The sequence below is a fragment of the Psychrobacter sp. 1044 genome, from assembly GCF_904846525.1.
Classification (GTDB): domain Bacteria; phylum Pseudomonadota; class Gammaproteobacteria; order Pseudomonadales; family Moraxellaceae; genus Psychrobacter.
In genome coordinates, this window is the sequence record NZ_CAJHAZ010000003.1 from 1 (window position 1) to 15,268 (window position 15,268).

The following is a 15,268-nucleotide window of genomic DNA, read 5'->3' on the forward strand; positions in this document are numbered from 1 at the left end:
TGGCTCGTAATTATAAGTCTATGCTGTATCTAGCTTGTACTATGATTCATTGCAAACTGAATTAGGGACACGCCCTAGACGAATTTAAAATCTTTGCTGAATCAAATTGTCGATTTATTATACCGTTAGTAGTCGCGGTAGAAGTCGGTAATCATATTAGTCAAAATGGTGATGGAGATACACGCCGAGAAATTGCTAAACAGTTCGTTGATATGATGCAAAAAACGTTTGATGGTAGCTCGCCATTTGAGATTAGCAATTTTGACCTAAAGTTAGAATGGCGTAATTGGATTAATGAGTTTATTGTCAGAGCTGGCCAAAATAAAACTGCTACTAAACCGAATGAAGGTATGAGCCTGACAGATTTATCTATCATTAAAGAATACGAAGACATTCAAGATAAAAACAAAGCCAATAGAAATAAGCACGTGCAGGTATTTATTTGGTCACTTGATTCGGACTTAATACATTATGGTCACTCCTACTAAAGCAATAAAAGTAGTTCTACTAAGCGTTATTGTGTTCTCAACGCTCAATATCTCAGCACAAGCAGCTACTTTTCAAACCTACGTCATTCATACCTATGGTGGCGATGCATTATTGCCGTCAGTTCGTCAGCAACTAAATAATAGTCGTGACGGCGGTACAGTTACTACCTATCAAGACAAGTTAGTGTTGCATACGACAGCCGCTAACTATCAGGCGGTACAGCAGTTATTGACTCAGATTGACGGTCAGCCACAGGCATTGACGGTCGCTGTGCGTGTTGGCAACAATAGCAGCGTCCAAGGTAATATTCAGCAAGGGCAGGTCATTATTAGCAATCGTGGTATTCAAGGGTCAGGGATTATTCATCAGAGCAATAGCCAACAGCAAACAAATAATTTATACCAAGTACAAACCTTGTCAGGTAGTGCCGCCAGCATCAGTACAGGGACGCTTTATGCGCTGAATCAAACCTACGATGTAAATAGTTATACAAATTATAAAAGTCCCTCAGTACAGATTGTCATTCAGCAGCAGGTATTGCTACCAACGACGCAAGGCATCACGGTTACGCCAAGATTATTACCGACTGGTCAAGTCGAAGTAACATTGTCACAAGTTGAAGAAACACTCGCACGCTCTTATCCGTCTTCTCAGAAAAATAGTAATCATGCCATTCAAGGTCAACGATTAGACACGACCATTATTATCCCACGTGGTCAATGGGTAACTATCGGACAAATCTCTCAAAGTAGCCAAAATCAACGCGCAAGTTATGGTAGCAATCGTGCCATTGATAGCACTAAAAACACACCAATTTGGATAATGGTGCAGTAGCCTTGCATCGATTATTATTATCTTTGGTATAAAAAAGCGCGATACTGCTCATTACAGTATCGCGCTTTTTATCGATAATAATTTATTGCAGATTAGTCAACGTAGATCACTTCTAACGGTGGAAAACCATTGAACTCAATAGATGAATACGAGTTAGTATAAGCACCCGTGGTCAACCAAAAGATTTTATCACCAATCTCCAGCTCTTCTGGCAATTGATAGCCCGCTTCTTCATACATGATATCGGTCGAATCACAAGTAGGACCTGCCAGTACCACAGTGCCTTTGCTGGTTGACGTTTCCATCTTAGGCGTATAAACCGGATACTTGATGGCCTCTCCCAACGTCTCGATTAAGCCTTGGAATAAGCCCACATCGGTATACACCCAACGCGTTAAATCCGTGTGCGACTTACGCGAGATAAGCACCACATCACTGACCAATACACCTGAGCCGCCAACCAATGAACGACCTGGCTCAAGGATAATATCAGGCATGTCCTCTTCACTATAGTCATCTGTCAAATAACGAGTGATCTCTTCAGCGTAGACTTTTATAGGGTTCACTTCACTAATATAGTTGGCTGGAAAGCCGCCACCCAAATTGATCATTTGTAGCTTAATATTTTCTTCGTTTTTCATCCAGTCAAACATGTATTTGACCTTGGCTAGCGCATCATCCCAAGCGGCAACGTCTTTTTGCTGACTACCAACGTGGAATGAGATTCCATAAGGCACTAGACCTAAATCACGAGCTTGAATCAACAGCTCAATCGCCATATTGGGATGACAACCAAACTTACGAGACAATGGCCATTCAGCGGTTTCAGAGCCTTGTACTAAGATACGCACAAAGATTTTTGAACCAGGGGCGTGCTTGGCAATATTTTTTAAATCCGCTTCTGAGTCGGTCGCATATAAGTCAATACCTTTTTCAAAGGCATATTTGACGTGCTCCGCTTTTTTGATGGTATTGCCATAAGAGATACGCGATGGCTCAACGTCGCAGTCTAGTACGCGATCAAGCTCATAGATGGAGGCACAATCAAAGTTCGAACCAAGATCAGCAAGCAAGTTAATCACTTCAACAGCAGGACTGGCTTTCATTGCATAATGGATTTTAGCATTGGGAAAAAACCCAACCATTTCATGATATTTGGTTTTGATACGGCTAAGATCCACGACCAAAAATGGCGTCTCGCGACCTTCAGCAGCTTGAGTGAATTTCTGCCAGCCGGCAGGGTCAAAATATTGGTCAATTTTGATCATGGTCATGGTAGGAAACCTTTAATAAAGACAGTAGGTGTTAAAGAGTAAATGCTCGCATCACGTTATTGTCATTTCACGTTATCATCATCACGCATTCTACAAGTCAAAAAACCTTGTGTTCATACTGATTAAATGACGTAAAAATAGCTTAGGTGATGAATGGACTAAGAATGGCTGGGCTGCGGCTGTTTATCCGCCATTTGTTCGCCTTGTTTTTCGCGTATTTTAACGATTTTACGCACTTTATCGCGAGCACGAGTTTGCTTGAGACGTGATAAATAATCGACGAATATGACCCCATTTAAATGATCCATTTCATGTTGGATGCATACCGCGAGTAAGCCTTCTACTTCTTCATCGATTTTTTGACCATTCTCATCTAAGGCTTCAATGCGCACTTTGTTCGGGCGCTCGACACTGTCATAGACTTCAGGTACGGACAAACAACCTTCTTCATAGGGCTGTTTCTCTTCTACCAATGGTGTCACCTTTGGGTTGATAAAAACTCTAGGGCTATTTTTATCTTCGGACAGATCCATGACGATGAGCTGAATATGGCGATCCACTTGGCTTGCCGCCAAACCGATACCTTGTGCCTCATACATCGTCTCAATCATATCAGCGATTAAGGTTTTGATTTCAGCAGTCACTTCCTTAACAGGCGTAGCAATAGTACGCAGGCGCGGGTCTGGGTAATTTAAAATAGGGAGTAAAGCCATAACGCTCACCTCAATGATAGGGATAAAATAGGGTTGATATTATAGGATAAATGGGGACAAAAGTAATGCTTATCAATACTTTCGCACAATTATTGCTTTTTATCATCGTAAAAAATCAAGGAGGTCGCTTTTATTATAGGCATAAAAAAGCCCTGCAATTCGCAAGGCTTTTTGATTTATATAAGCTAGATTAGATGTAATCTGACTTGCATAAGTAGAGCTGCTTTTTAGTAAATTGAGTTTAGTAAATCAAATCACTTCTGAGTCATTAAAGTCACTTGGGGCAGCTAAAACATCTGACCAAAAGTGCAAAGTTATACGCCACGTTTGCTCATAATCATCTCGTAGATAAATAACAGGATGATCGCACCTATTACTGAGAATATCAAACCAGTAAATCCGCCATCAGCATTGATACCGATAAGACTAGCTAAGAAGCCACCTAATAAAGCACCGACGATACCCAATACAATCGTCATTATCCAGCCCATCGGGTCGCTACCTGGCTTGATAGCTCGTGCCAATAAACCTGCAACCAGACCTACAATAATCATCCAAATAAAGCTCATATTATTCTCCTAATTTATTATCATTTATAATAGTTAATCAATTTTGATAAGCTCATTGTAAGCACTGTATAGACGTAAAGGTAAGCGCGAAATGTTACCAGTGTATGAGCTATGTGAGGAAAATCGTAGATTTGCTAATATGCAGGTAGAATAGGTAAATGAAAGGTTACAAAGGTAGTGAAGTCGAAAACGCCATTTATATATTAAGGCATTTTTGGATATCGACGCTCCCTAATACTGATACGTTCTATAGTAATCGCAAGTAATCAGAAAAAGTTGATCATAAAAAAACGTTGCTCATTTATAATAAGCAACGCTCTTATTTGACACCAGAACTAGACCAGCTAGATTATTTGTTGCGTAGCTTTATTAAGTGGCTTTACTACGTAGCGCAGTTAATAAGCGTTGATGAATACCTTCAAAACCGCCATTCGACATAATCACAATGGCGTCACCCGCTTTTGCGTGCGTGTCGATATGCTCGATGATAGCATCGATACTAGAGAGCACCTGTTGGTTGCCCATGTTAGGATTTGCGCTATTGGCATTTTCAATGACTTCTTTTAGACCCCACTCCAGTCCTGTCGGCTCATACCATAAGGTATGATCGGCGAGAGCAGCAGACTCAGCCAAGCTGTCTTGATGAATGCCCATTTTCATGGTGTTACTACGTGGTTCAATAATCGCCCAAATGCGTCTGTCCGCCAGTTTCTTCTTGGCACCATCTAAGGTCGTAGTAATGGCCGTAGGGTGATGAGCAAAATCATCAAAGACTAAGATATCATTGACATCGCCAATCAGCTCCATCCGACGTTTAATGCCCGCGAATGCTGATAACGCCGCGCACGCAGTTTTGACACTGACGCCGATGTTATAAGCCGCTGCGACAGCAACCAAGGCATTATTCACATTATGTATGCCGCTCATCGACCAATCGACGACTCCCGTGGCTTCTTTATCAGCAATATCAGCCGCAAAACTAACCGCAAATTGACCACCATCTTCGCTGATAAGTTCAGCTTGCCAATCACTACTATCTTTTACATGCTTATCTTTTGCGTGGGTATTATCTGTTGCATAGGTATTATGTGCCGCTGAATCCAATACGGCTGTCCGCCAAACGGGTGTCCAAACCCCTTTCGCTAACGTCTCCTCTAAGCTGGCAGTCGCTGTGGGCATAATGATTTTGCCCGTACTTGGAATCATGCGCACCATATGATGGAATTGGGTCTGAATAGCCTCAAGATCCGCAAAAATATCCGCATGATCAAATTCTAGATTGTTTAAAATAGCCGTACGCGGACGGTAATGAACGAACTTTGAACGCTTATCAAAAAATGCAGAATCGTATTCATCCGCTTCGATAACGAAATAGCCAGTATTTACCGAATCGTCATTATCAATTTTATCCGCACCCAAATAACTGCTGTGAGCGAAGACGTGCTGTAAATGCTCATCAGTGGTATCAACCAGTGGCACACCGCCGATTAAAAACCCAGTATCGATATCCGCATAGTGCAATATCCAAGCGAGCATAGTCGTCGTCGTGGTTTTACCGTGAGTACCGGCAACGGCTATCACATGACGCGATTGTAATACCTGCTCAGATAAAAACTGTGGTCCTGAGGTATAGCGTAGACCTGTATCCAGCATATATTCGATGACATCCATACCGCGCTTCATGGCATTACCGACGACGACTAAATCTGGTGCTGGTTGTAAATGCTCTACCAGATAGCCTTGCTCAATGGTCACGCCCGCGTTTTCCAGTTGGGTGGACATCGGCGGATAAACGTTGGCATCTGAGCCCGTGACCGTATGCCCAAGCTCGCGCGCTAGCAATGCCAGCGAGCCCATAAAAGTACCACAAATACCAAGAATATGAATATGCATAGACGTTCCGTACGAGCTTAAATTAAAAGAATAAAAATGGAGCATTATCCCAAAAGTTACCGATATTAACCGTGGTTTATTCTAGGATACGCTCAACCTAATGATCATCAGTCTTGGCTATAATTAAAATATTATAAATGGTGACAGCGTTAACCGTGCTTCATGTACCAAACGTCCTATTGACGCCCGCTTGCCTTATCTCTACTTTATATTGCTTCGACCCTATATTCTGTTACAAAAACAGCATAGGATCGCCAAATAGCAGCGTCGAAAACAAGCACTTATTGTAAAGTAAACACCGCATGATGACCAATAAAAAACGCCCAACAAGTAGGCGTTATTAAAAGGATGGTTTGGCTCATTGAGCATCACTATATTCAGAGCACCTAAAATTTAGAGCACCTAAAATTTAGAGCCTCTAAATGTTTATGCCGCTATTTTATTATTTGCGCGACAAGGTATAGTCATTGTTAGGTTTTTTATGTTCATCCATTAAGACAAGATGATTGTCTTGAATATGATACGCTTCAATGTTTTTGTCTTCATAGACAATCGTAATCATATCATTGTCTTGACGATAAACACCAGGCTCAAACAGGGGTGCATTCGGCATTTCGGGATTGTTATCTATACTGGTTTTTAGCACTGAACCATCAGCGAATAAATTCAATGTAATATCAGTGCTATCACAAGATTTACAGGGTACCATGCCACCATAATCGCCCATTAACGTGGCTTGTAATGTGCCATTACCCGGCTCTGAGCGTGTCAGCGATTGATGGGGATGTGCACCGTTACTCGATTGGGCAGCCGCAATCAGCGATTGTCCTTCTGACACTTTATCTAGCTCACTACCCGCATTTAATAGATTGGTCTCTGACAAGTTCTCTGCGCTAGCTTGTGCGCTGTTCTCTTCTACATGATCGATAGGGGCGACCTTAGTCGTCATACCTTTATCGCCGCTAGACGAGGTACTATCACAGCCGATGAGCAGCACACAGAGGGGCAGCGCTAGCAAACAACGACCACCGCGTTTGAGAATAGTCAGCGTGTTAGAACAAGTAGGCGAAAAATATATCATGGTCACACCAAAAAACAGTTTTTTAATAGTCATTCCAAATGATTATCGACACTATCGACAACTCAATACGTTGTCAAAAAGGAAAGATAATAGGAAGTATAAATGTTTAAATTAGAGTAGAAGACTACGAGACTACAAGTGCCATCTGAGGCTAGGCGGCGAGAAGAAGCTATCGGTAGCCTATCGCCAATCAGTCAACAGTGATGGATATTTAAAACGCTATTTTACCCATCAAAAGCAAATAAACTGTGTCAAGATATCAAAGGTTAAAGATATCTCTGTGGCCTTTTTGTTATGATAGGTTTAGCCATGAGCTAAGAATAATGGTTTAACATTGATAGATATGACGAACCAAAATTATCGGAGATATTTAATAGTGGCTCATTAAAGAACAGACGTTTAGTAATAAACACGCCTGTTCGTTTGGAAAAATGGATCTAGCAAAAACAAAGGGTATAGCAAAAAGCAACGTAGGGGCTAATTCGCTATCAAGCAAGACGGTTAGGGGCAACAGGTCGTAAAATGCGCCATAATATCAACCCGTGTACCACCAATAGCAGACTAAATAGAATCAAAGATTGTTCAGGAATACTTAGACCCATAAATGTCCACTCAACAGAGGCACATTCGCCAGAACCTGCAAAAACTTCTTTAAATACTTGCAAAATCGGTAGCGTATCTAACCAATAATCCAGCCCTGGACCACAAGAAGGTACTTGGTCGGCAGGTAGATGCTGTAGCCAAACATGACGTCCAGCCACGGCGGTCGCCCAACCGATACCTGCTAAGCTACCAAGCCACAATACCAGTCTAACTGCCTTAGATTTAGGGTTGAATAATGTCGCTATCAAAGCAAAACTGCCCATGATTATGAGGCCAATACGCTGAAAAATACACAGTGGGCAAGGCGAAAACCCCATATAGCGCTGTAAAAAAAACAGCGCAAAACTCATACCTATTACGGCTATTATCACCAAAAATATTTGCAAATTGCGGTAAGTGGTCAGCTTTAGCATCGGGCAGTTACTCTTATAAAGTAGTCATCTATACACGTTAAGTGGCGGTCAGAATTTAGCAATCAAAACGCAGCAATCAAAACTTAGCGATATTGCTGTAAAAATTCCATAAAATCTTCCGTTTCGGCTTTTTCAATCTCAGCTTGCTGTAATATTGATTTTTCCGCCAACACTTCATATTTGGCTTGAGTGTTTGGGCTAAGCGTTTGCTGTAATAAAGACTCACGATGCTGCTGCGCCAAGGTAAAGCCAAGCTGCCATAAGCTGCCTAAACGTTGACTATCAGAGTTGACTTGTGCTGAAATGGTCGATTCAGAATGTCCTGCTTTGCCTTGCATTAACGCGACTGCTGCACGGTAGTCGTTGCCACCATAATGAGCATCAAGCAGTGCTGCCAATGGCTGCATACGCTCTAAATGCATCAGCATCCAGCTCTCAAGCAGTTGCTCTTCGCCGTTGTTTATAATGTGTAAGCCTTCGCGGCGACCTTCGTTTACCACGCGCTCAAGATTGATGGCTAAGGTCTCTTCTTCCTCAGGTAACAGATCAGGAGAGTCGCTCAGCAGACAGTACAGCGCCATGACCTCTAAGAAACAGGCGCTAGACAGACGAATACCGACATCGCTATAAGGGTCTAGATCGATTGCACGGAACTCAACATAGGCGATACCGCGGCGCTCTAATGCTTCGGTCGGTGTCTCGCCGCTCATCGCGATTTGTTTGGGACGAATAGGGCTATAGTATTCATTTTCTATTTGTAAAATATGATTGTTGATTTGGATAGGGTTGCCATCGGCATCATCTAAGCCAAGCTTGGCAAAGCTTTCGTGCGGAGTCTGAATCGCACGGCGCAGTCCATCGACATACTCTGGCAGATAGTTATAACGAATATCGAGCTGTTCTTGCACACTATTGGTATAACCAAGCTTGCCCATACGTAGGCTGGTGGCAGCAGGCTTATAGTAGGTTGAGTCGTTTAGCAGCTCTAAATCATGCTCACGACCAGCTAAGAAACAAGGACAAACGCTAGGGCTAGCACCCAGTAAATACAACACCAAACTGGTCAGACGCTTAAAGTTACGGATAAGCCCTAAGTACTTTTCGTTTTTAAATTCTGTCAGCGTTTGCGCTTGTGCAGCAGGTATTTCAGCTTGCCAGACTTCAAATAATCCGTCACCAAAAGATAAGTTATAATGCAAACCTGCAATCGTTTGCATGCGGCGACCATAGCGGATACCAAGCCCACTACGGTATAGCGTCTTGAGCTTACCCGTATTAGAGCTGCCATAATCAGCCAGTGGGATGTCTTCATCATTCGATGACAGCATACAAGGCATAGACAGCGGCCACATCAGCTCACCTTCAGGCATGGCTTGATAGACCAATACATGCAACTGACGCAGCATATTTAGCGTCTCTTTTGGTGAGGTTTTGGGGTCAGTAATTAGCTCAAGTAGGCTTTCTGAATAATCAGTTGTGATAAACGGATGGGTGAGCTTTGAGCCAAGTTTGGCTGGATGCGGCGTCTGAGCCAAGTAACCATCGGGTCTTACGCGCAGCCCTTCTTTTTCGATACCGCGGAGCATGCCCGTTAAATGCTTGCTATCAAACCAATTAGGAATGTCAAAATTCACAAAGCTACTCGCAAAATTACTCATAATAGTCATCTATTGTTATTTATTATGGCGGCTCAAAACACGACTGGCGTTTGACCATAATGAAGGTAAATATTGGATTAAGAATGCCGTCAGTTTAGCTCAAAGCTGCCCTGAAAACCACGGACAATTACAAATACGATAAGCTTTACAGGCGCTCATTCATCTTGATTTTAATAGGTATTTCAATAAAAAATTTTATGCACAGCGCGTTACTGTTTTCTAAAAAACGCATAAAACAAGAAGCATCTACCTACGAGATAGATGCTTCAAAAGTACGACGTTAAGCGGTTTATGATAGCGTTGACTAACGAGGAAGGTATCTTGATCAAAAGTCATGCGTCTCGCCAACTTAAATAGAGAAGGATGAGCCACAGCCACATGTGGTGGTGGCATTTGGATTGGTGACGATAAAGCGTGCGCCCTCTAATCCCTCAATATAGTCAACGGTAGAGCCTTGCAAATACTGATAGCTTAGTGAATCGACAACCAAGGTCACATCGTCATTATCAAAATTGGCATCGTCTTCATTCAGCTCATTGGCGAAGTTAAAGCCGTAAGAAAAACCTGAGCAGCCGCCGCCCGTCACATAGACACGTAACATCAGATCGCTGTCGCCTTCTTCTTCACGTAGACGTCGCACCTTTTGTGCAGCGCTATCGGTTAAGCTTAAAACAGTTGGGTCTACTGGCTGGCTGGCGTTTGGATTAAATTGGTTGGCTGATTCGTTCATATCTACCTCAGTTGCTAGGATCAAATGCGGTCGTCCAGTTAGGGTTTGCAATGAAATAGTTGCAAATAAAGATACGCACGGCGTTTGATTCAATTGGGTGCTGTTATTATGGCGCTGCTATTGGTACGACTAATGGCGCATTATAAATATGATATCTGTGTCATTACAACGATTTGGTTGATAACGGGCACTTATCTCATCGCAGTATATCATAATGGGGGTATTGATTCGTTTGTCAAGAGTGAGGCTACTGGCTGAAGGTGGCTGATTGATACTAGTGGTTATTATCCCCATAAACTCATACTAAGAGAAAGACTTTTTGTGCGAATAAACACTTGGTTTTGAAATAGTTATTTAATCGTTTGCCTATGGGGCAAGCGTTTGAAATAATAGCCGCCAGTTAACATGCCAGATGTGTGTTTTTTATTGCCTTATATTTTATATTACTGTTGAGTTGAAGAGATTATATGATCGAATTTAAAGACGTTGGTGTTCGCCGTGATGGTCGTGAGTTGTTTGCAGGGGCAAGCTTCCAGCTACATCCGGGCCACAAAGTTGGCTTGACGGGCAACAACGGCACCGGCAAATCTACCTTATTTGCCTTATTGTTGACGCGAATGGGCAGAGGAGATACCGAGGTCACGCTTGATAGAGGTGAAGTCAGTATTCCTGATAGCTGGCATGTGGCGCATATGGCTCAGGAAGTTGGTGCTACGACGCAGTCTGCAATCGATTATGTATTGAGTGGTGATGAGCAGTGGTATGAGATTAATGCTTCTTTGAATGATTTGAGTAGCGTCAGTGATGAGCAGATCGGGGTATTGCATCAGCAGTTCGATGAAATTGATGGCTATCGTACGCCGACTAAAGCGGCACAAATTATGGCAGGTCTTGGTTTTAATACCAGCCAGCATGAATTACCTGTAGAAGGGTTTTCGGGTGGTTGGCGCATGCGTCTAAACCTTGCCAAAACCTTGATGAGCCGTGCGGACTTAATGTTACTCGATGAGCCGACCAACCATTTGGATTTGGATGCTATTCTTTGGTTAGAGACTTGGATCAATGCCTATACTGGTCTGGTCATCGTCATCTCGCATGACCAAGCCTTTTTGGATGCCACCGTCGGTCATATCTTGCATGTTGAGCAACAAAAAATCACCCTTTACACCGGTAATTATCAGCAGTTTATTCGCACCCGTCACGAGCGTATGGCACAGCAGCAGCAAGCGTTTGAAAAACAAGAAGCGACTAAAGCACACTTGGATGACTTTATTCGTCGTTTCCGCGCCAAAGCCAGTAAGGCTAAGCAAGCACAAAGCCGTATCAAGCAGCTTGAGCGCATGGCTGAGCTGTCACCGATGATGGCAGACAACCCGTTCTCTTTCCGCTTTTATGAGCCAGCAAATATGAGCTCACCACTGATTGAGCTGACCAAAGCGGATATTGGCTATAGCGATACGCCACTTCTATATAATGCCAATGTGCAAGTAACGCCGGATACGCGTCTTGGCTTGCTAGGTATGAATGGCGCAGGTAAGTCGACACTGATTAAAGCACTGGTCGGCGAGCTTGGCGTATTAACAGGGACGTATCGTGTTTCGGATACCTTAAAATTAGGCTATTTTAACCAGCATCAAATGGATATCTTGGATGCCAAGGCCACGCCTATAGAGATGTTGCGTCGTCTAGCCGGTAAAACCTCTGATGCGATGTTACGCTCGTTTTTAGGCAGCTTTGACTTCCGCGGTGAGCGTATCGATACGCCGAGTGAGCTATTCTCTGGTGGCGAGCGTGCGCGCTTAACGTTAGCTTTGATCGTTTGGCAACGTCCGAACGTTCTGGTACTCGATGAGCCAACCAACCATTTGGACTTACAAATGCGCCAAGCGCTGACCATCGCTTTGCAAGGATTTGAGGGGGCAGTGGTACTGGTTTCGCATGATCGTGAGTTGATTGCCAACGTCTGTGATGAGCTGTTTTTGGTACATGATGGTCAAATCGAGGAGTTCGATGGTGACATCAGCGACTACGGTAAGTGGTTGGCAGAGAAGCGTAAGCAAGAGAACTCATCAGATAAAAGTACCAGTAAGAAGAAAAGTAAAAAAGAGAGTAAGAAATTCGTTTCACGTGAAACAGATAATGGTCAAGTGAATAATAAAGCACCTGATAATTCATCAGAAAGTAAAGCTACGACGCCTGCGCTTAGTAAAGATGCGCAGCGCAAATTGGCGGCTGAACAACGCAAACTCACCGCGCCTATTCGCCGTGAGATAGAAGAAATAGAAAAGGCATTGGCTAAAATTGATGGACAGCTTGTGACGCTTGAAGAAAAACTGGCTGATACGGATTTGTACGAAGAAGGTCGCAAGTCTGATTTGCTGTTATTACTTAATGAGCAAACGGCATTGCAGCAGCAGCACAGTGACAATGAAGAAAAACTATTACTTTTGATGACGACATTAGAAGAAATGGAAGCGGGTTTTGAGTAGAGAGCTGTTCGTTATAGTAAATAGCAGGTTTTGATCGTTTTTTAATCTATATTTGCTTGATAAAGACAGTCACAAAAAAGGGAGAGCGCTGGCTCTCCCTTTTTTATTACGTTATTCCTTACGGTATTTACCATCACCATAAGACAGTATTTCCATTGTGGTCGTACATAACTGACAGTTTATTTGACCAGCAGCGGCTTTCGATAAATCCAGAATACGACCCCGAATGAAAGGGCCTCTATCGGTGATTTTTACGATTACACTCTGCTTTGTCTTCTTGTTGGTCACTTGTACCTTCGTACCAAACGGCAACGTGCGATGCGCAGCGGTCAAAGAGTTCATGTTGAAGATACTACCACTAGCAGTGCGTTTACCGTGGAACTGACTACCGTAATAACTGGTGTTTCCAGCAAAAACGGTGGTACTCAGCAATAGTGATAATGTGATAACCAAAGACTTGATTAAATAAGACATTTAATACCTTTAAGCAATTTATAAAATAGACAGATACACTTGCCTATGTTATTCATACTCCCTATGAGTATAAATAATATATTCATTTTACAACACATACTTTGTCATATTCTTACGGTTCTGTAAAAGAACTACCAAGGTCAAAACGCTCATTTAGGCACGCTAGCTACTAAATACCAGTGATCTGTATGTAATTGTTTTAAATAATGATTTACATTGTTAATGGTATTTTTGGCTTGACTCTCTATTTTTTCATTAGGGCGAGTGTTAAATTGATATGACATCTGTGGTTATCAAAGAATAATAATGTCAGAATCATAGAGAAACACATCACTACCGTGGCACAAGTGAATAACAATGTATTAAGTGCCTCAAACAACCTAAACACTGCTGTTGTTCAGCACTATTACTGGCAATATTTGTATAACGGTATTGAATTTTTATATTACTATCATTATTAGATAGACTATCGTTACCACCTGTTATGTCGCAGTTGAATAAATTTCCGTACCATATCGTTTAAAATGGGCATACCAGTATCATTAACATGCTTTTATGTTGAGGACAAAAACATGGCAGAGAAAAATTACTATGACATTTTAGGGGTCAAAAAAGACGCGTCAGCTGCAGATATTAAAAAAAGATACCGTAAGCTTGTGCGTCAATATCACCCTGATGTGAGCGATGATCCAGATGCAGACAATAAGATTGCTGAGATTAATAATGCTTACGAAACCATTAGAGATAAAGAAAAGCGTGCCGAATACGACGCCATGCTAGACAATCCCTTTGCTGGTCAAAGTGGTGGTTTTGGTGGTCAATCTGCAAGTGGCGGGCAAGGCGGCTATCGCTGGGAAGATATCAAAGATCAGTTTGGTGAAGGCGAAGCTTATGGCGATGGTGGCTTCCGCTTCGATGACATCTTTTCGGCATTTGGTCGCGGTGCACGTGGTTCAGCGGGAGGCCAATCGCAGCGTGGTGGTTTTGGCTCGCAAGATAGTAAAGGTCAAGATCAACATGCAGAGATTACGGTTGATTTGGCGTCCGTTTATAACGGCGACGACTACAGCATTAAGTTGAATGTCCCTATTCGTCAACCGAATGGCAGTGTCGAGTATGACAACAAAACGCTGAAAATTAAAATCCCTAAAGGCATTACTGATGGCAAGCAAATTCGCCTAGCAGGGCAAGGTGCCGCTGGTATTGGTGGCGGTAAAAATGGCGATTTATTTTTAAAAGTAAAAATCCGTCACGCAGACAATATCCGTATCGAAGGCGCTAATGTTTATCAAACCGTCAATATAGCGCCATGGGAAGCGGCGTTGGGTGAAAAAATCAACGTCAGTACGCCAGCTGGTACGCTTGCTGTGACTGTGCCTAAGAACAGCAAGTCTGGTAGCAATTTACGCCTAAAAGGTAAAGGTATCCCTGCTAAGCAAGCGGGTGATTTGTATCTAACCTTAAACATCGTGAACCCTGATATCAGCACTGAGGCCGCGACCCAAGCTTATGGGCAACTAAAACAAGCCTTTGCCGATATCAATATTAGTCGTTAATGGCCACCAAAAATTACTCACATTGAAACACTGTAATAGAGATGAAGACCATACGATAACGATGAAATAAAGAGCAAACGAGGATAATAGCTATGAAACACTCGCCTGAATTTACCGACATTATCATGAGCTTGGATGAGCTGGTATCTGCCTGTGGCCAAGAGCGCCAATGGGTCATCGAATTGATTGAAGAGGACATCATCGAATATGATGTGCCGGAACGTGAGCAGTTCACTGGTTATCAGCTGACGACAGTGCGCCGTGCCTCGCGCCTTAGCCGCGACTTTGAAGCCAGTGTTCCTGCGATTGGCTTGATACTTGAGCTGTTGGATGAGCTCGAACAATTACGCCAATTTAAACGCCAATTAGACATGCATACACCAGTGATTGAAATTGAAATCGATCATTTAAAATAACTTATTTCCCTTTTATTCAGTACATAAAAAATCAGCACAAAAAAAAGGGTCTCTAAAATGAGGCCCTTTTTTTGCA

14 protein-coding genes are annotated in these 15,268 nt (G+C 42.7%); 5 read left to right on the forward strand and 9 right to left on the reverse strand.

Going from position 1 to position 15,268, the window contains the following annotated elements; all coding sequences use genetic code 11:
* The first annotated feature begins 212 nt into the window (after positions 1 to 212).
* Both JMX82_RS02540 and JMX82_RS02545 read left to right on the forward strand, forming a co-directional pair.
* A complete protein-coding gene (locus JMX82_RS02540; RefSeq protein ID WP_201539359.1) occupies positions 213 to 488 on the forward strand; it encodes a hypothetical protein in 276 nt (91 codons plus the stop codon).
* Positions 472 to 1,323 (forward strand): hypothetical protein, encoded by an 852-nt coding sequence (locus JMX82_RS02545; RefSeq protein WP_201539360.1) that lies wholly within the window; start codon positions 472 to 474, stop codon positions 1,321 to 1,323. The genes JMX82_RS02540 and JMX82_RS02545 overlap by 17 nt, the downstream gene beginning before the upstream one ends.
* Before the next feature lie 92 nt (positions 1,324 to 1,415).
* On the opposite strand, the gene JMX82_RS02550 is transcribed toward JMX82_RS02545, so the two are convergent.
* From JMX82_RS02550 to erpA, 8 genes are all read right to left on the reverse strand, one after another.
* Positions 1,416 to 2,591, reverse strand: a complete 1,176-nt coding sequence (locus tag JMX82_RS02550; RefSeq protein ID WP_201539493.1) for a type III PLP-dependent enzyme — start codon at positions 2,589 to 2,591, stop codon at positions 1,416 to 1,418.
* Between the two features lie 164 nt (positions 2,592 to 2,755).
* The gene (gene def, locus JMX82_RS02555) at positions 2,756 to 3,310 is read right to left on the reverse strand and encodes a peptide deformylase (RefSeq protein ID WP_045442956.1); all 555 of its coding nucleotides are present in this window, start codon (positions 3,308 to 3,310) and stop codon (positions 2,756 to 2,758) included.
* A gap of 314 nt (positions 3,311 to 3,624) precedes the next feature.
* Positions 3,625 to 3,879: a GlsB/YeaQ/YmgE family stress response membrane protein gene (locus tag JMX82_RS02560; RefSeq protein WP_045454808.1), complete on the reverse strand. Its 255-nt coding sequence runs from the start codon at positions 3,877 to 3,879 to the stop codon at positions 3,625 to 3,627.
* 369 nt (positions 3,880 to 4,248) lie between these two features.
* Positions 4,249 to 5,772 (reverse strand): Mur ligase domain-containing protein, encoded by a 1,524-nt coding sequence (locus JMX82_RS02565; protein ID WP_201539361.1) that lies wholly within the window; start codon positions 5,770 to 5,772, stop codon positions 4,249 to 4,251.
* A gap of 442 nt (positions 5,773 to 6,214) precedes the next feature.
* The gene (locus JMX82_RS02570; protein WP_201539362.1) at positions 6,215 to 6,853 is read right to left on the reverse strand and encodes a copper resistance protein NlpE N-terminal domain-containing protein; all 639 of its coding nucleotides are present in this window, start codon (positions 6,851 to 6,853) and stop codon (positions 6,215 to 6,217) included.
* Between the two features lie 488 nt (positions 6,854 to 7,341).
* A complete protein-coding gene (locus JMX82_RS02575) occupies positions 7,342 to 7,869 on the reverse strand; it encodes a disulfide bond formation protein B (RefSeq protein ID WP_201539363.1) in 528 nt (175 codons plus the stop codon).
* A gap of 83 nt (positions 7,870 to 7,952) precedes the next feature.
* Entirely contained in the window at positions 7,953 to 9,527 is a 1,575-nt protein-coding gene (gene gshA / locus JMX82_RS02580; RefSeq protein WP_201539364.1) for a glutamate--cysteine ligase, read from the reverse strand.
* Between the two features lie 349 nt (positions 9,528 to 9,876).
* Positions 9,877 to 10,257: an iron-sulfur cluster insertion protein ErpA gene (gene erpA, locus JMX82_RS02585; protein WP_201539365.1), complete on the reverse strand. Its 381-nt coding sequence runs from the start codon at positions 10,255 to 10,257 to the stop codon at positions 9,877 to 9,879.
* A gap of 467 nt (positions 10,258 to 10,724) precedes the next feature.
* Between erpA and JMX82_RS02590 the strand changes: the two genes are divergently transcribed.
* Positions 10,725 to 12,746, forward strand: a complete 2,022-nt coding sequence (locus tag JMX82_RS02590; RefSeq protein WP_201539366.1) for an ABC-F family ATP-binding cassette domain-containing protein — start codon at positions 10,725 to 10,727, stop codon at positions 12,744 to 12,746.
* Between the two features lie 111 nt (positions 12,747 to 12,857).
* Here the strand turns inward: JMX82_RS02590 and JMX82_RS02595 are convergent, their stop codons facing one another.
* Positions 12,858 to 13,220 carry a septal ring lytic transglycosylase RlpA family protein gene (locus tag JMX82_RS02595; RefSeq protein ID WP_045442968.1) on the reverse strand — a complete coding sequence of 121 codons (363 nt, stop codon included), beginning with the start codon at positions 13,218 to 13,220 and terminating at the stop codon, positions 12,858 to 12,860.
* Between the two features lie 572 nt (positions 13,221 to 13,792).
* Here JMX82_RS02595 and JMX82_RS02600 point away from each other — a divergent pair.
* Together JMX82_RS02600 and JMX82_RS02605 are read left to right on the forward strand one after the other, a co-directional pair.
* The gene (locus JMX82_RS02600) at positions 13,793 to 14,776 is read left to right on the forward strand and encodes a DnaJ C-terminal domain-containing protein (protein WP_201539367.1); all 984 of its coding nucleotides are present in this window, start codon (positions 13,793 to 13,795) and stop codon (positions 14,774 to 14,776) included.
* 92 nt (positions 14,777 to 14,868) lie between these two features.
* Complete coding sequence (locus JMX82_RS02605) at positions 14,869 to 15,192, forward strand: chaperone modulator CbpM (RefSeq protein WP_201539368.1); 324 nt, start codon at positions 14,869 to 14,871, stop codon at positions 15,190 to 15,192.
* Positions 15,193 to 15,268 lie beyond the last annotated feature (76 nt).